Raw genomic sequence first — 17,353 nt, forward strand, 5'->3', positions numbered from 1 at the left:
TTTTATTTGGTTTGTAATTCCTTCAGACGATTTTTTTCTGTTAGGTCCAATTGGATCGGTGTCACAGGGATTTTTCCTTGGTAATAGGCTTCAAAGTCTGTTCCCGTTTCCTCATCATGACCGAGCAAACTTCCGTTTAACTGAAATTCGCTGACACCTTCAATGATTTGTTTTTTCTCATACTTTTCGGAATAACGCCTGCGACCGAGTCTTGTAAAAACAAGTTCACTGATGGTTCCCGTTCCACGGACTTCAGGAGGAAAATTTAAATTCCATATTTCTCCAGACTGGATTTGGGATTTGTATTTTTCTAAGAAAGTTAATACAAGTTGTGCTTCCTTTTCATACCCATCTTCTGGATCAATGCGACCAGAACTCACTGCAAGAGAAGGGATACCATGTAAAGCACCATGTTTAGCCGCACCAACTGTCCCTGAATAATGCACATCATAACCCATGTTCACACCTCTGTTGATCCCAGAGATGACAAAGTCAATTTTTGGAAAAATATCTGCATACAAACCAATGTTCACACAATCCACAGGGAATCCATCAGCGATGTAATGGTTGTCATTGATCCGTTCGACTCTCATCCCTTGGAAAACAGTCAGTGCCATGGAAGTCACAGATCGTTCTTTGAGAGGAGCAATGAGGTATGTTTTGTAAGATTTGCCAAGGACTCGTTCCAAAGCCTTAATACCGGCGGAAGAGATTCCGTCGTCATTTGTAATGAGTAAATTCAATTAAAAACCGCCTGATACCGATTGCAGGACACTCGTTGCTGTGTACAAATTCATTAAAAATGGAAACAAAATGGTTAATCCCAAAGCATAAAAGGAAAAACGTATCGAATCGCGATTTTTCAGTTCATAAATGGATTTGAGTCCACGTGCAATGACCAAACCATACAACATTATGAAAGTAAGTAATAAAAAAAATCCTGAACCTACACCCGATAATCCAATAGCATGGATCACAATACAAACGGGAGCAAATAACAAAAAGAGTACGGTCGCGTGCCTTGCAAACATTACAAGGAACAAAAGTTTTTGTGTTCTTCCTTTTTTTTGCACATAATAATCAGCAACCAGTGAATAGAAAAATGGAAAAAATCGAAACAATATTAAATTCGCAAGAAATCCAAAAAATAGAAACGACAAGGTAGAAACTGTATAAGGTGCAGATAAAATACTCATCCCCACTGACAACGACAATGCGGACAAAATCGAAAACAACCAACTAGAACTAGGACTTAAGGCAAAAGGAATTTCTTTTACTTCTTCTGAATAACGGAGTGGGTCGAGAAATACCAACTCCAATGTATCTACCAAATCAAAGAAAAAATCTCTCATAACATTAATTTTCCGAGGGATGTAGGAAGGATCACAAGAACTTGCGATTGCAAAAGAGATCTAATTTTTGCAGTTTGCGATCCTTCACCCAAAAACTTAACACCTAAGGAACGTATCATTCGTTCAAATGGCGAATATTCCTGTTCAAAAAGTGGGATTTCACCTTCGTATTGGCAAAGTTCTGAGAGTTTTTTATGGGCTTCTCGCCTTCCACCAATATCATCTACTAGTTTGTTGCGGAAAGCATCTTCCCCTGAATAAATTTTTCCTTCTGCTAACTCTTCAATGGATTTCACAGTTTTGTTTCGACCTTTGGCAACATCTTCAACAAACTTACGATAGGTGTCTTGGAGTTGTTTTCCAATCATATCATCTTCTTCGTTTGTCGAGTCACGAAACGGAGAATACATATCTTTGTATTTTCCTGCTTTGTAAGTGCGAACCGCCACGCCGTACCGATCGAGAAGTCCCTTTACATTCGGAGCAAATGAGATAACACCAATGGATCCTGTGATGGTTCCATTTTCGGCAAAGATATAATCGGATGCAGAGGCTATGTAGTACCCACCAGAGGCAGCTACATCTTTCATACTCACCACAATCTTTTTTGTTTTTCGTAAATGTAGCAGTTCGTTAAAAATCTCTTGGGAAGCAGCAACGGTTCCGCCAGGAGAGTTGATTTCGAGAAGTATCCCTTTGATGTTACCGTCCTCTTCCAGATCACGTAATTGGCGTAAAATGGTGTCGGCACCAGTCGAATCAAATGTGGATTCCCCAGAGTGGATTTCGCCTACGATCGGTATGACGACAGCACCGATTTCACTGGCTTGGAAAAGACTCCCGCCCGTCCCACTCGAGTAACGAGCAAGGCTTGATCCCGAGAAAAGGATCGCAATTCCGAGAATTGTGGCAATGGTGGAGAACAAAAAGGAGAGAAAGAGAAGAAATTGGTTTCTTTCCATAAACTCTCACTAGCAAAACTGTGTAAAAACCCGAGTCAACTTTAATAATTCTTTACTTTTTTTTAGAAAAAGTTTATTTTCCTTGTACGGGTCATCCGAAAATTAGACAGGTAGTCATAGGATTTATGTCCAGGCACCGCCGAGACATAAGGCCTTTACCAAGGAAGGTAGGACATGGATGTTCGTCTCAATCGTCTCCTCAACTCAGCCGAAAAATTAATCCAGGACAAAAAAGACACCAAAGATGTCTCTGGAAAAGCAGGAAACCAAATACAAAAGGCAGAAGAAAAATCTGACTTTGTGGTAAGCCTTCCTGTACAGTACCACAATATCCAATCACGGCTCACAGAATTACAAAAACAACTTTCGAAGGAACAATCTCGGATTGGACTTTTGGAAGACAATACCCAAGAAGAAAACAAACTCAAAGAACTTTTGTTTGAGGGAGAACCACTCTTTCCAGAGTTAGGTGAAGGAAACAAATCCAAACCGGAAATTTTGGAAACAAGTAAAGCAACGGTTTCTGGGCTCCTTGCGGAACTCAGGAAAAAAGAAGTAGAAAGTGAAAATATCTTTTCTCTTGGTATGATGTTGAATCCTGAAGAGTTTAAGGGAAAAATTGGATCGGTTTCGACTGCTTCCATGAAACCGATTTCAGAAACAATGGTCAAACGTCTCCTCGGCGGTTAATTGGAATTAAAACGTAGCCTCAATACTTTTGATTCCGTCTCCGTTTTATTCTCATCGATGGTGGGATCGGGGATCTTTTTCACTTCTGGGTATTTAATTAAAGAAACAGGAAACCTTTGGATTGTCCTCCTATGTTGGATCATCGGTGGTTTACTTGCTTTGTCTGGATCCATCACATATGCTTATGCTGCAAGACTCCTCCCCTTTGCAGGCGGAGACTATGTATACTTAAAAGTTGCCTACTCTCCAGCCATCGCGTTTATGAGTGGTTGGTCCTCTTTACTCACTAATTTTTCTGCCTGTGTATCTGTACTTGCCTTAGCCTTTGGTAAGTATGTCCAAATTTTATTCCCTGAACTGCCCTACTTTGAATCACCAACTTACACTTTGTTAGGTCTAGACTTACAAGTAAGTTCCCTTACCCTAATTGGAATTTTGCCTATTCTCTTTTTTAGTGGATTGAATTATTTTGGGATTAAGTCTGCGGTTCGCGTACAAAATGTATTTGCTGTTTTAAAAATTACAGGACTACTTTTATTTTTGGCACTTGGGTTCAGTATTGGTTCTACACATTGGAATTACCTTCTTAACTCTCCTTTCCCAAATATCTTAGAACTTTCCTTTTATTCCAAAGTGCTCATCGGAATTGTACCCGTATCCTTTTCTTACCTTGGGTGGAATATGATCACTTACATTGCCGAAGAAGTGAAAAACCCTGAAAAAACAATTATACGTTCCGCGATCACAGCTTGTTTTCTTGTCGCTGGACTTTATTTTGCAATCAATTTACTTTTTGTAATATCAGCGCCTATCGATGAATTAGCGGGCCAAGATGGGATTGGTGCCATCGCCTTTCAAAAGTTATTCGGAGTTAATTATTCGGTATTAACTACAAGTTTTATAGCCTGGGTGATTTTAGGATCAATGTCTGCCATTCTCATTGGAGGAAGTCGAGTTTACTTTGCCATGGCAAGGGATGGAGTGTTTTTACCTTCGTTTTCCAAAGTCCATCCCAAATGGCATAGTCCTTATGTTTCTATTTTTTTTCAGGGTTTTGTTGCGATTTTATTTTTGTTTGTAAAAGAAATTGAAGCACTTCTTTATATGATCACGTGTTCGATTCTTATTCTGTCTTGCCTCACTGCGGCTACACCATTTCGATTTGAAAAAATGGGTATGAAATCTGATTATAAAATACCTTTTTACCCTCTACCAATCTTTTTGTATATATTTGCTAACATTGCTGTGATGGTGATTTTGTTTGTCGAAAAACCAATCACTGCTTCTTGGGGGCTAATGATCACACTGATCGCATTGCCTGTATATTATCTACTTCGATTGGACAAAAAACTTCGTTAGGCGATTGCCATAAAAGTTTTGCCTATAATTGGCATCACATCGTCTTTTGCTAAAACCCAAACAACATCCCCACCTTTCACCTGAGTGTTTCCCGAAGGAATGAGGAATTGTTCTCCCCTCGCAATGAGAAGGATATGTGATTGGTCTGGTAGTTTAATTTCAAACAAAGCTTTATCAACAACACTTGAATTGTATGGAACGATTAACTCTTGTAAGGTCATCCCCGGAAACTCGATGTTATCAAAGTCTGTAGGACGATAAATTTTACGATCTGGATCTACCTTTAAAATCCCGAGCCACTGTGCCACTCTTGGGATGAGTGATCCTTGGATGAGAAGAGATACCAAAACAACAAAAAATACGATATGAAAGAGTAAATCTCCCCATACAAGGCCTTGGGCAATTGGGAAGGTAGCAAGGATGATTGGGGAAGCTCCTCTAAGCCCTACCCATGAGATAAATAATTTTTCTTTGATGGGTAAATTAACTCTAAATAAGGAAATGAAAACGGCAAGTGGTCTTGCTAATAATATGAGTAATACCCCAATGAGAAGCCCTGGTACCCAAATATTTGCCATTCTTGTTGGATACACAAGTAAACCAAAACAAAGAAACATACCAATTTGTAGGATCCAAACATAACCGTTCAAAAACCGAAAGATTGATTTTTTGTGAATGAACTTATTGCGTCCAACGATAATCCCCGCGATATAAACTGCTAAAAATCCATTCCCTTGGAATACAGTTGTGACAGCATATATGAAGGGAACAGATGCGGTGATGAATACTAAATAAAGACCGTCATACCCAAGTTTGACGGAATTCATTAAATACAAGATGAGAATTCCCATACTATATCCCATCATCACACCAACAAGTACTTGCATCACAAAAAAGCGAAAGAATTGGAATCCGCTAAAACTAGCGTCCGCTGTGATGAGATTCATGAAAATTGTGGTGAGAAGGACACCAACAGCATCATTGGATCCCGATTCAAATTCGATTATTTTTTTTAAATGAACAGGAAGGTCAGAAGAACCTGTCTTAAAAATATTAAATACTGATGCTGCATCAGTGGCACTGACAATCGAGCCAAGTAAAAAGGATTCCATAAACCCAAGTACTGGAAATAAAAGATGAATGACTACTCCTAAGATGAGTGCAGTTAAAATTGTTCCTATAATAGAGAGACGAATTCCAACTGATAAGAAGTTTTTTAAACTATCCCATTCGCTTTCAAGACCACCCAAAAACAGGATATAAATTAAAGCAAAAATTCCGATGGATTGTGCTAAACTATAATCACTAAAGTCTATCCTGCCTGGACCATCAGCACCAGCTAACATACCAAAGGTTAAAAAGATAAGTAAAATCGGAAAACCAAAACGGAAAAAAAGTTTACTCGATAGAATGGAGAAAATGATCAAAGTAGAAATAACGAGTGCTTGTAAGGTAAAACTATCTATCATGTTTAGTCCTTAGACGAATCCAAACTGATTAATGTTTGGAAGAAAGTATTTCGAGAGCTTTTGCTTTTAAGATGGGATGAACTTTAAAATCATCAGGATTTAAAGTTGATGCCGATTCTTGTTGTGCTTCGTTTGATTGATTGGCAGATGCCGGAACTTTCCACTTATCGCGGCCTAACCAAACGGAAAGTGCATAGACCATTCGTTGGTAAATTTCATCAACCTTGTCTTGTCGACCTGCTTTTTTGTAATACCCAAAAGCCAACATGGGAAGTTTTCGGTCGTACATAAAATGGTCACCCAAACGGATGAGGCCATCTTTATAGTCTGTTTTCAGAAAGAGTTCACGAGCTTTCCGGATATCACCTGCATTAAAGGCAGTATTTCCTTCCCGGATGAGTTGTACCCTTTCTTTCGAATCCATACAATTAGTATCGAATCATTTTCCGAAATTGACAACTGAAAATTGTCTAAAAGAATGAATTTACCAGGAGTGAAAATTATGTTGGAAGTAGGGAAAAAAGCCCCCAATTTTACAAGTGTCAACCAAAACGGCGAAAAAGTGAAACTCGCCGATCTAACAGGAAAAAATGGAGTCGTAGTTTATTTTTATCCAAGAGACATGACTCCAGGATGTACAACAGAAGCCTGTGACTTCCGAGACAACTTTGCCCGTCTCAAAAAATTTGGTTATAACGTCGTAGGAATTTCCAAAGACAATCCCAAATCCCATACCAAATTCATCGAAAAACAAGAACTCAATTTTGATCTCATCTCCGATGAATCTGGAGAAATCTGCGAAGCATATGGTGTGTGGCGCGAAAAAGTATTTATGGGACGTAAAGGAATGGGAATCGTTCGATCGACCTTCCTTCTCGACAGTTCTCTCAAAATTAAAAAAATCTATGACAGCGTGAAGGTAAAAGGACACGTTGAAGAAATCATTAAAGACATTCAGGAAATCCAAGGGAAATGAAAATCGAAATCTCTCCACTCCAAATCCAAATCGGAAACTTCAAATCTGGTACCTTTTATAAATTAATTCCTATTTTCCAAGAAGATGTGAAAGAGGAACTCGGGAAAAAATTCCGAACACAAATTGAAACCAAAGTGTTTTCTGGAGAACTTGGAAAAGAATTTCGAGATGAAGCGGAACAAACCATTTATCTTGGATTAGGTGAAAAGGATAAATTAAATTTCAGAAAATTTATCTCTCATTTTTTCAAGTATGGAGAAAAAATCCTGAACTATGATGGAATGGGATTGGAAATTCATATTTCGAAAACACTTTCCAAAAAGTTTTCTGCAGACCGAATTGCTTATCAACTTGCCAATACTCTCTATATTGGAAGTTATCCAGTTTCAGTATTACAAACAAAGAAGAAAGACAAAGAAAAAAAGAAGGTGGGAGCCGTCTTTTTAAAATTCGAGGACAAATCTGTTCATAGTTTAGCAGAAAGTGGTCTTTCTAAAAGTAAAGTTGTCGCAAAACATGTGAATGGTGCCAGACACATCGCACATTTACCAGCAAATTACTTCACTCCAAATGACTTTGTTTCGAGAGCAAAAGAAATAGCCAAGGAATACAAACTCTCAGTTAAAGTTTGGGATGAAACCCAACTCAAAAAAGAGGGGTTAGGTGGTATCCTTGCAGTCTCTCGTGGTTCAGAATTAGAAGGCAAAATGGTGATTCTGGAATACAAACCAACAAAAGCCAAAAAGAAATTCGCCATCGTTGGAAAAGGATTAACATTTGATACAGGTGGTATTTCCTTAAAACCACCGGGTGAAATGCATGAAATGAAATATGATATGTGTGGAGCCGCTGCAACGATTCATGCAATCGGTGCCATTGCCGCTCTTGAGATCCCGATCCACATCATTGCAGCCATTGGTGTTGCTGAAAATATGCCAGATGGAAAAGCAATTAAACCTGGTGATGTCTATACTGCCTATAATGGAACTACTGTAGAAGTACAAAACACGGATGCAGAAGGTAGACTCGTGTTAGGTGATGTACTCTCATATGTTTCCAAAAACTACAAACCAGATTATATGGTGGATTTGGCGACACTCACAGGTGCAGTCATCATTGCACTTGGACATGAAGCCGCCGCCATCCTTACAAATTCTGATCCATTACGAGAAGCACTCTTCAAGGCTTCTGAGGCATCTGATGATCGAGTTTGGGAACTACCTCTATGGGAAGAATATGGAGAAGACTTAAAATCAGACATCGCTGATCTCAAAAACATCACAGGTGGTGGAAAGGGAGCAGGGACAATATCTGCTGGAGTATTCCTCTCTAAGTTTGTCGATGAATCCATCAATTGGGCTCATATTGACATTGCAGGAGCAGCTTGGAGAAAGAAAAAATCGGGAACCCAATTCCAAGGACCCACTGGTTACGGCGTACGTTTGTTAGTGGATTTAGCAAAGGAATTAGCAAGTAAGTAAAAAAGTATCTTCACATTCAAAAACTGGATAGAGAACGAGTTCGAATTAGTTCTCTATCCAAATTCCTTCCACTACCAGATCAACTCTATTCACCAACTAACAATTCCGAGATGAATGACAAAAAACCATCTCGACAAAATAATATTCACTTATGTCACCTGATCTCCGTTCCTAAAAAGAAAACGACCAACTAACAATGAGAAAAGAATTTACACAAATTACCAATTCATTTTGATCTAGCATTTAAGGAATGTTAACTGAAAGACAATCAGAATGATTCTAAATCTTAATCAGCCAACTCGGACAACTCCTAATGAAAAGCATGTGTTCCTTTTGTCCTTTTTTTCGCTATTTTTTCAAAATGATTGCCTAAATGCTTAACATTTCATTACTGTAATATTCCATTCTATGCAAAGTAACCTTATGGACAATCACCGAATAACAAACGATAACCAAGGAGAGATTGTCACACCCAAAGCATCCTTTTTTGTCTTCGATGATTCCTTGTGTTTAAAAAATTTTTTAGGACCCTACTTTCTCAATGAAGAGATCAATTTTGAAACGGAAATTGGAAGAACCATCCAAGACATGAATCCCGAGTTTGCGAATCGTTGGGGACAATCCCTAGCAAAAGTCCGAGACGAACAACACCCTGAGGAAGCTGAGATCCTTTTTAACCGCCAAAAAATTCGTTCGCAAATTGCTCCGATTCCCATTGATACCAAAAATTATTTTATCTTAAGTTTGATCCTTTCAGAAGAATGCATCGTTTCTTCGTCTGATTTAGATGTGGAAGAAAAGAATGTAATCCATTACGAAGAATCACTTCACAGAGAGATCATCCGTATTTTCGATTGGAGGCAGGAAATTGAGGGAAAAACCATTTCACGCGAATGGATGGAAACTGCTTTACCCAACCTCAATACATCACTCATGCAAGGTTCCGGCCTTGGTGCCCTTGTGACTACCGTTGGTGCAATGGTCAGGAAAGCCAAACGTGAAGGAGATCAAGTAACAATACCCAGTGCAATCTTCGAAATGTTGGAAGAAAACTTCAATAGTACAAAGAAATTAGTACAAACGTTAGCTGAAGCTCAACTGATTTTTGAAAACAAAAAAAGAACTTCAGAACAAGTGAATTTACGAGAATTACATACATTGATTCTGGAAGAAGTAAGTGATCTGATTGATATGTTAGGCATCAAAGCCCAACAAGTCCAAATTTCTAATTCGAAAAATGGACACAATCTCTATGTAAACATTCACAAAAAGAATTTCAAAAGAGTGATCCGTGAGTTACTCATCAATGCAATGAAATATGGAAATGACCATTGTGTGATCTATGTATTATTATTAAGTGCTGGTGATCATATCATCGTAAAAGTATTAAACCCTCCTTTTGATACATCCATTCACAAACTAGATTTTACCAAATCACAAGAAACCATTTTGTTCCAACCATTCTACCGTCATAACAAATACGTAGATGAGAGGTATTCGAAAGAGGAATTTGGATTAGGTTTGGGTCTCCCAATCATTAAAAAAATGGTTGAGGACATGGAAGGAAAAGTATACTTTAACCTCCTTAAGTCGCATCTATATTCAAAATCTAGTGAAGAAGTTTCCGTCTCCCTAGAATTCCCCATGAGTACAGTTCGTACTTAATTTTAATAAGCTAAATAAGATTTAAGATCAATCAAACCAACGAGGCATTTCAATGAATACGAGTGAATTGGATTCACTGACAGATGATAATGATGATTTCGAAAACGAGGAAGATACCCTCGAAAATCGATTTTTAATCTTTTCACTTGCGGACAGAAGTTACGGTATCGAAATCAAATACATAACCGAAATTGTTGGAATGCAAAACATCACTGAAGTACCTGATATGCCTACTTTTATCAAGGGTGTGATCAATCTTCGGGGAAAGGTAATTGCCCTCATTGATGTGAGAGACAGGTTTCGAATGGAGAATGTTGGTTATGATGATAAAACATGTATCATTATTCTCAATTTTAAAAACCAACTTGTTGGCCTCATAGTCGATACGGTAAAAGAAGTGATACGAATCAATGCTCAAAACATTGAAGAAGCACCAAAATTTGGTGAATCGGAAAACAATCGTTTTGTCCAATCCATCGCAAAAATCAATGAAGATGTAAAAGTTTTACTCAACATAGAAAATCTTCTAAAAGATGAAGACAAACTCGCGTTAGACAACGCACTCGCCATCAAAAATCAATAAAGGAACAAAAAGATGAATTATTTAAATAATATGAAAGTGAAATCAAAACTGATTTTAGGATTTAGTGCTCTCGTTTTGATTATCCTGATCAATACAATGATTGGGCTCAATTCACTGAATCAATTAAATTCAACCTTACATGAGATTGTAAATACACATTCTAAAAAAGTACAACTATCCGAACAATTAAGAGCAAAGTTCATTTGGATGATACGCGAGGAAAAAAACTTAATACTCGCAACGAGCGAAGAAGAACAAAACAAACGTTTGAACATAAGAGCTGGTCTCGAAGTTGATTTTACAAAAATCAAAAAAGAATTTTATGACTTACTAGACCAAGATGAAAAAGCGAAAGTACCTGGATTAGAGAAACAATTAGAAGAATGGTATGCAGCTTATGCTGTCACCAAAAGTATGGCTTTACAATTTAAAGCAAAAGAAGCACAAGCAAACTCTTCCACTAGAGGAAGGGCAGCGGCCATGGCTCTCGACAAAACCATGGAAGACTTTGCCATTTTGTCAGAATCGAAAATGAAAAATGCCTATGAGAATGCATCGAAAGCTTATAATTTTATGGTTCGATCCTTTACCATCCAATTAATTGTATCATTTGCAATCGCATTCATCGTTGCCTTTTGGATTATCAGAAGTATCACCAAGTCATTGAATGCTGCTATGGAAATTGTAGGTATGGTCACAGTCGCATCCGAACAAGTTTCCTCTACCGCGTTTTCCTTAAGCCAAGGAGCAAGCGAACAAGCAGCTTCTGTGGAAGAAACAACAGCTTCCATCGAGGAGATGTCAGCCTCTGTCTCACAAAATGCAGAATCAGCAATAGAAACTAATAATATTGCAGGCAAATCAGCAAGTGAAGCTGTAATTGGCCAAGAGTCGGTTTTAAAAACTTTAGAAGCGATGAAAAACATCTCTTCTAGAATTAAAATCATTGAAGAAATTGCTTATCAAACAAACTTACTTGCGTTAAATGCTGCCATTGAAGCAGCTCGTGCTGGAAAACATGGAAAGGGATTTGCTGTTGTTGCTGACGAAGTTCGTAAACTAGCAGAACGAAGCCAAGTAGCTGCACAAGAAATCAACCAATTGTCAACCAACAGTGTCTCACTTGCCACAGAAGCAGGTAGGATCATCGAACAAATTGTCCCAAGTATCAACAGAACGGCTGAACTAGTTTCTGGAATTGCCGTCTCTTCAAGAGAACAATCTGCAGGAATTTCACAAATTTCAATGGCTATGACACAGATGGACCAAACCACTCAAGTTTCAGCATCTGCATCAGAAGAATTGGCTGCAACTTCCAACGAATTAAAGGAACAAGCAACTCATTTGATGGAAATCATGGAATCTCTTGTGAAACTGAATGTGAAACAATCAGTAAGTTCCAAAAAAATCAATTCCTCTGAATTAAAATCGATAGCAAGTGAATTTGGAAAAAATTCAAAAGTTGGATTTGGCAATTCCAATGGAGGGAAATCAAAATCTACTCACGATTTGAAACATGAAACAAATTTAACTGAAAAATTTTAACCATCAATATGAATAGAGAAGATCTCTTACTCGGATTCATCCAAGAAGGTTTCGAATTGATAGAGGATTGTGAAAATGCAATCCTTGCCATCGAAGAAATCCAAAACTCACATGGAAACTTTGATGAAGAACTGATGAACAATTTGTTTCGTTCTGTTCATACATTTAAAGGTTCTTCTGGACTTCTCAAATTAGAAACTCTAGTCAAGTTAACGCATGAAGCTGAAACATTGATGGATTTACTCCGAAACCAAAAACTTTTGCCATCTGATGAGTTAACACAAGTTCTAATCGATACATTCGATCGTATGCGTGTTTTGTTATCTAAAGTTGAAACATTAAAATCAAATCCGGAAATGGATCCACCAACGGAAACGCAGATCCAAGCATTACAAGGTGAGATCAATAAACTGAAACAACATTCGGTTGTGGAAACAGTTTCAGAAAAACCCAAAAAAGAGAAAAAAATATACGAGATTTTTGACGAAGCAGAACCACCGAAGGAAACTAACAAACAATCGAATGTATATGAAATCTTTGGTGAAGAAACAAACCAAACTGTTCATAAAAACAAAAAATTTGAAATTTTTGAGGAAGAACCAAAACAAACCCAAACAGAAGTTGCATCAAGTAACTCCAAGGTAGAACGTTTAGGCGATCAAAATAAACCTGTTATCTCCAATATACGCAAAGAAATCAAAGTCGCAAATGATAAGTTAGATTCACTTTTAGATTTAGTGGGAGAACTTGTCATCGCCGAATCAAATGTAACCCAACATCCAACGATTAAATCAATTCGTAACGAAAGTTTAAATTCAGCACTAACTCGATTTCATAAAATACTTTTAGATTTGCAAGAAGTTGCATTTTCCACTCGGATGATTCCTATTTCTGGTGTCTTCCAAAAGATGTCACGTTTAGTAAGAGACCTGCAAAAACAATCTGGTAAAAAAGTACTCTTACATATCAAAGGGGAAGATACTGAAATTGATAAATCCATTGTTGATCTAATTGCAGATCCAATTGTTCATATCCTTCGAAACTCTATCGACCATGGTTTAGAATCTCCTGAGGATCGAATGAACCGAGGAAAATCTGATACAGGGAATATTTTTCTCAGTGCCAGACAATCAGTGAATGAAGTTTGGGTGATGATTCGAGATGATGGCCGAGGTTTAGATAGAAATAAAATATTAGAAAAGGCTAAACAAAATGGACTTATCTCTGGAGATACTTCGTCACTCACTGACCAAGAGGTTTTCAATTTAATATTTTTACCTGGTTTATCCACTGCAAAAGTTGTTTCTGATATCTCTGGTCGTGGTGTTGGAATGGATATAGTCCGCCAAAACATAGTCAAACTAGGTGGAAAAATTGAAATCCATAGTCAGTTTGGAGAAGGGACAACAATTGTTTTACGTATCCCTCTATCCTTAGGTATCATGGAAGGAACTGTTGTTAGAGTTGGTCAGAAATTTTTTACAATCCAAACGATTGAATTACGCGAATTCGTAAGCCTTCGAGACAAAAAGGAAATCGAATTAGATGAAGGACAAAAGGTCTTAGACATTCGAGGTACTTTTATTCCTATTTTTAATATCAATCAAATCCTCAATCACAAAGAACAGATCATTTATGATAATGAAGATCCGTTGATGATCATTCTCGAATATGAAAGAAAACTAATTGGAATCAGAGTCGATGAAATCATCGGAAATCAAAATGTAGTGATCAAACCTTTAATGGGAATTATGGAAAATGCTCAAGGTGTAAATGGATTTACTATATTAGGAAATGGAAACGTCAGTTTAATTTTAGATGTTAAATCGATTTTTAGCAAACTTGAATTAGTTGGCGCATCATGATCAAACTGTTGATAGTGGATGATCAAAATATTGTGAGAAATGTTCTTTCTGATACGTTTAAAGATGATCCAACCATCAAAGTAATTGGTACAGCAGCAAATGCAAATGAAGCACAAAAACTAGTCGAATCATTACGTCCTGATGTCATTAGTTTGGATGTTGTGATGCCAGGTATGAGTGGAATAGAATTTTTAAATTGGCTTATGCCTAAGTACCCTACTCCTGTGATCATGTTAAGCACATTTACACAATCTGGAGCAGATGCAACTCTTGCCGCACTTTCTAATGGAGCTGTTGATTTTGTCCAAAAACCAGACGGAAGTGAATCTGATTTTTTACGTATGTTAAAAGAACTTACGACTAAAATCAAAAAATATGGAACTGAAGTCAAACTTCAAAAACAATCCTTATTTGCAAAAACAACAAAACTCAAATTCAATGAAGAGAAAAATAATCGTATCAAAATCATTGCTATTGGTGCATCCACTGGTGGCACACAAGCCATCGATTATCTTTTAAGTCGATTACCTACCAATTTACCTCCAATTGTGATTGTCCAACATATGCCAGAGTATTTTACAAGTTTGTTTGCAATGCGCCTAAAAGCAACAAGTGGTCTAAACGTAATAGAAGCATCAAATGGTGACATTTTAGAAACTGGTGGAGTTTATTTAGCTCCTGGTGACAAACATCTTTTAGTTAGGCGGTTGGCCGGAAAAATGTATCTTGAACTTGAAACTTTCGAAAAGGTATCAGGACATCGACCTAGCGTTGATGTTATGTTTGATTCCATTGCAAAAGGAAAGATGGGGAATCATTGTGTAGCTGTCATTTTAACTGGAATGGGAAGAGATGGTGCATCTGGCATTAAAAACATTCGGACAGCTGGAGGGTTCACAATTGGACAAGATGAAAAATCGTCAGTTGTTTATGGAATGCCAAAGGAAGCATTCCTGTTAGGTGGCATCAGCCATCAAACTCCATTAGTTGATATTCCACAAAAAATCATTCAAATTTTAGAAACATAACAAGGAGTCAGATATGGCTAAAAAAATATTATTATGCGACGATGCACCAACAGCACTTAAACTAATGGAGTTAATCCTTTCAGGTGAAGGTTATGAAATTTACAAAGCTGAAAATGCAGAACAAGCAATGCTCTCGTTAGAAGCAAATGGACCATTTGATGGTTGTGTCTTTGATATCAACATGCCTGGTAAAAATGGTATTGAATTATCAAAAGAATACTTAGCTCACCCAAAAGGACAAGGTGGAAAAATATTAATCGTTTCTACGGAATCAAGTGACTATCTAAGGCAAGCAGGTAAAGACGCAGGTGTAAAAGCTTGGATCGTTAAACCATTTGAAGACGAAGACTTGATTGAAGTTCTAAATAAAATTATTGGTTAAACGTATATATCATAGTTTTCTTTAACATTCGTTCTTTGACTTTCGTTTCAAAATGTCTTTCTTGGACCGAAACATCTCCAATTGACTGTGGATTTAACTTGGTGATATAGACATCAAAGGAATCAGTGTGAAAGGAAAGTTTACGATAGAACTCACCACCAATGTCTTGGCTTGCGATTGGAATTTTTTCATAGTTTAAATATTCCGTCACAAATTGAATATTTTTGGGTCCTGCCGTAAAATTTGGAAATAATGGTGATTGGGTTCCACCGAAGATCTTTGCCTTTAATTCAAATCTTGGGATCTGTCGTTTCACAAAAAAAGAAATTAGATTTTCCATCGAGTTTTCACCATATCTTAAACTCTTTTGTTCTTCTTTTACATTGGAAACTTTTGGCAATAGAATATGATTAATGGCTGAGAATTTCGTATGTTCATGGAATAGACAAACAGATACACAGGATCCCAAGATGGTTCGTATCTCGTGGAATCCATTGGAAAAAAAAGTTTCTCCTATATTCAGGTAAACAATTGGTTTCACTTGTGTATTGGTACTGTTAGTAGATGTACTCATCAAAAAATCAAACAGGAACCAATCAAAATTTGATTCCTTTGACTCAAAATTGAATCGTAAGCAAACATTGAAAGTACTTCTTTTCCAATAAATGAAAGAAAACGAACTTTCAATGTTTTAAAAGAATTGGATGGATTTGAGTTCGATGAAACCTTTATTTCTTAGCCGAAATCATTTCATTCACTTTGTACATTAACAAAATTGTACAAACAATCGCTGTCGCCACCACATAACCTAAAACTTCATATCGCTCTAGATAACCACTCGGAGTTTGGATGACTATGAGTCCAGCAACCGAAGCTGCAATTCCACCTGATATCTGTTGGATGGAAGAACTAATCGCCATAAAAGCCCCTCGATCATGTAGTTCTGGAACCGCTGAATTCATTGCATTTGCAGATATCATTCTGGCAGCAATAAAAACAAATAATAGTGAATTGATAATAATCACCGTCGGGAGTGGTGTCACTTTTAATCTAGTAAAATAGAGGATAATGATCGCTGCAATTGTTGAAGCTCCAAAAAACATATTATATTTTCCGATCGAATCACTCAACCTTCCCATGATTGGGCCACCCAACATCGAAACTATACCCGTTACCATATAGATGAAAGGTAAGTCTTCTAGTCTAACACCTAAATTGTGAACGGAAAATGCAGAACCAAACGGCATCAACATAAATCCACCTGTCGCAAGTAAGGTGGTTGCGATAAATGCAGGCAAATATCTTGGTTGTGTTAATGTAGTTACCAAATGGTGGAAAGCATGTGTATCTGTTTTGTTATCTAAATGTTTTGTTACAGGTTTTAGAAAAAAGAAGATAAAAAACCCAACCACTCCACTGACACCTGCGATCATTAAAAATGGAGATTGCCATCCCCAAATATTAGAAATATAAATTCCAATGGGCAGTCCAAACACTTGGCTTGCAGCAAAAGCCGTCATGATAAAACCCATAACTCTTCCTCTAACTTGTAAGGGAAATAAATCGGCAACGATCGCAAATGAAATCGAAGACAATACACCTGCAAACATCCCAGTTAAAATTCTTACAAAAAGTAAAAATTCATAATGTACGGCAATTCCGCAAAGAAAGGTAGCCACCACGAATCCAATATAAAAAAACAAAAGTAATTTTTTACGATCAAAACGATCGGCAAAACCAGCAGAAAGTAAACCTGATATTCCCGCACTAAATGCATAAGCAGAAACTACATATCCAAATTTTTCAGTTGGGATTTGTAGTTCACTCATGACCAAAACACCTAGTGGTGAGAGTATCATGAAATCTAGTACAACAGTGAATTGTAAAAAGGCTAATAAGCCAACGACAAAGATGTGGTAAGGTGTAAATTTAAAATCCATCTTACTCAATATATAATTTAGTATTACATAGAATGGCAATTCAATTTTAATGATTC

Annotated in this window: 15 protein-coding genes and 3 pseudogenes; 11 read left to right on the forward strand and 7 right to left on the reverse strand. The window is 37.3% G+C overall.

Features of this window, described 5'->3' with window-relative positions; all coding sequences use genetic code 11:
• Positions 1-2: 2 nt before the first annotated feature.
• From surE to sppA, 3 genes and pseudogenes are all read right to left on the reverse strand, one after another.
• Positions 3-743, reverse strand: coding sequence for a 5'/3'-nucleotidase SurE (gene surE, locus ND855_RS14230; RefSeq protein WP_135682319.1), 741 nt, complete (start codon positions 741-743; stop codon positions 3-5).
• Positions 744-1,352: a hypothetical protein gene (locus ND855_RS14235; RefSeq protein ID WP_265358874.1), complete on the reverse strand. Its 609-nt coding sequence runs from the start codon at positions 1,350-1,352 to the stop codon at positions 744-746.
• A 118-nt stretch (positions 1,353-1,470) separates the two neighbouring features.
• Positions 1,471-2,266 (reverse strand): annotated as a pseudogene (sppA, locus tag ND855_RS14240) (signal peptide peptidase SppA); the annotation flags it as partial.
• A gap of 222 nt (positions 2,267-2,488) precedes the next feature.
• Between sppA and ND855_RS14245 the strand changes: the two are divergent.
• Both ND855_RS14245 and ND855_RS14250 read left to right on the forward strand, forming a co-directional pair.
• Positions 2,489-3,004 (forward strand): LIC10415 family protein, encoded by a 516-nt coding sequence (locus ND855_RS14245; RefSeq protein ID WP_265358876.1) that lies wholly within the window; start codon positions 2,489-2,491, stop codon positions 3,002-3,004.
• On the forward strand, positions 3,005-4,363 hold the full coding sequence (locus tag ND855_RS14250) for an APC family permease (RefSeq protein WP_265358877.1): 1,359 nt from the start codon (positions 3,005-3,007) through the stop codon (positions 4,361-4,363).
• Here the strand turns inward: ND855_RS14250 and ND855_RS14255 are convergent.
• Both ND855_RS14255 and ND855_RS14260 read right to left on the reverse strand, forming a co-directional pair.
• Positions 4,360-5,832 carry a potassium/proton antiporter gene (locus ND855_RS14255; protein ID WP_265358878.1) on the reverse strand — a complete coding sequence of 491 codons (1,473 nt, stop codon included), beginning with the start codon at positions 5,830-5,832 and terminating at the stop codon, positions 4,360-4,362. The two genes, ND855_RS14250 and ND855_RS14255, sit on opposite strands and share 4 nt — an antisense overlap.
• Positions 5,833-5,860: 28 nt before the next feature.
• Positions 5,861-6,256 carry a hypothetical protein gene (locus tag ND855_RS14260; protein WP_265358879.1) on the reverse strand — a complete coding sequence of 132 codons (396 nt, stop codon included), beginning with the start codon at positions 6,254-6,256 and terminating at the stop codon, positions 5,861-5,863.
• Positions 6,257-6,334: 78 nt separating this feature from the next.
• Between ND855_RS14260 and bcp the strand changes: the two genes are divergently transcribed.
• The 9 genes and pseudogenes from bcp (at position 6,335) to ND855_RS14305 (ending at position 15,357) form a co-directional block, all read left to right on the forward strand.
• Positions 6,335-6,808 carry a thioredoxin-dependent thiol peroxidase gene (gene bcp / locus ND855_RS14265; RefSeq protein ID WP_100718512.1) on the forward strand — a complete coding sequence of 158 codons (474 nt, stop codon included), beginning with the start codon at positions 6,335-6,337 and terminating at the stop codon, positions 6,806-6,808.
• Positions 6,805-8,289: a leucyl aminopeptidase gene (locus tag ND855_RS14270; RefSeq protein WP_265358880.1), complete on the forward strand. Its 1,485-nt coding sequence runs from the start codon at positions 6,805-6,807 to the stop codon at positions 8,287-8,289. Before bcp ends, ND855_RS14270 begins: the two co-directional genes overlap by 4 nt.
• Before the next feature lie 423 nt (positions 8,290-8,712).
• On the forward strand, positions 8,713-9,954 hold the full coding sequence (locus ND855_RS14275; RefSeq protein WP_265358881.1) for a sensor histidine kinase: 1,242 nt from the start codon (positions 8,713-8,715) through the stop codon (positions 9,952-9,954).
• A 52-nt stretch (positions 9,955-10,006) separates the two neighbouring features.
• Positions 10,007-10,537, forward strand: coding sequence for a chemotaxis protein CheW (locus ND855_RS14280; RefSeq protein ID WP_265358882.1), 531 nt, complete (start codon positions 10,007-10,009; stop codon positions 10,535-10,537).
• 30 nt (positions 10,538-10,567) lie between these two features.
• Positions 10,568-11,092 (forward strand): annotated as a pseudogene (locus ND855_RS14285) (MCP four helix bundle domain-containing protein); the annotation flags it as partial.
• A 135-nt stretch (positions 11,093-11,227) separates the two neighbouring features.
• A pseudogene (locus tag ND855_RS14290) lies at positions 11,228-12,082 on the forward strand (methyl-accepting chemotaxis protein); the annotation flags it as partial.
• A gap of 8 nt (positions 12,083-12,090) precedes the next feature.
• A complete protein-coding gene (locus ND855_RS14295) occupies positions 12,091-13,947 on the forward strand; it encodes a chemotaxis protein CheA (RefSeq protein WP_265358883.1) in 1,857 nt (618 codons plus the stop codon).
• Entirely contained in the window at positions 13,944-14,975 is a 1,032-nt protein-coding gene (locus ND855_RS14300) for a protein-glutamate methylesterase/protein-glutamine glutaminase (RefSeq protein ID WP_265358884.1), read from the forward strand. Before ND855_RS14295 ends, ND855_RS14300 begins: the two co-directional genes overlap by 4 nt.
• Before the next feature lie 13 nt (positions 14,976-14,988).
• Positions 14,989-15,357 (forward strand): response regulator, encoded by a 369-nt coding sequence (locus ND855_RS14305; RefSeq protein ID WP_265358885.1) that lies wholly within the window; start codon positions 14,989-14,991, stop codon positions 15,355-15,357.
• Here ND855_RS14305 and ND855_RS14310 read toward each other — a convergent pair.
• Entirely contained in the window at positions 15,347-15,931 is a 585-nt protein-coding gene (locus ND855_RS14310; RefSeq protein WP_265358886.1) for a chemotaxis protein CheD, read from the reverse strand. The two genes, ND855_RS14305 and ND855_RS14310, sit on opposite strands and share 11 nt — an antisense overlap.
• A gap of 154 nt (positions 15,932-16,085) precedes the next feature.
• On the reverse strand, positions 16,086-17,297 hold the full coding sequence (locus ND855_RS14315; RefSeq protein ID WP_265358887.1) for an MFS transporter: 1,212 nt from the start codon (positions 17,295-17,297) through the stop codon (positions 16,086-16,088).
• Between the last annotated feature and the right edge of the window lie 56 nt (positions 17,298-17,353).

Origin of the sequence: Leptospira paudalimensis (genome assembly GCF_026151345.1) — a bacterium.
Classification (GTDB): Bacteria; Spirochaetota; Leptospiria; order Leptospirales; family Leptospiraceae; genus Leptospira_A; species Leptospira_A paudalimensis.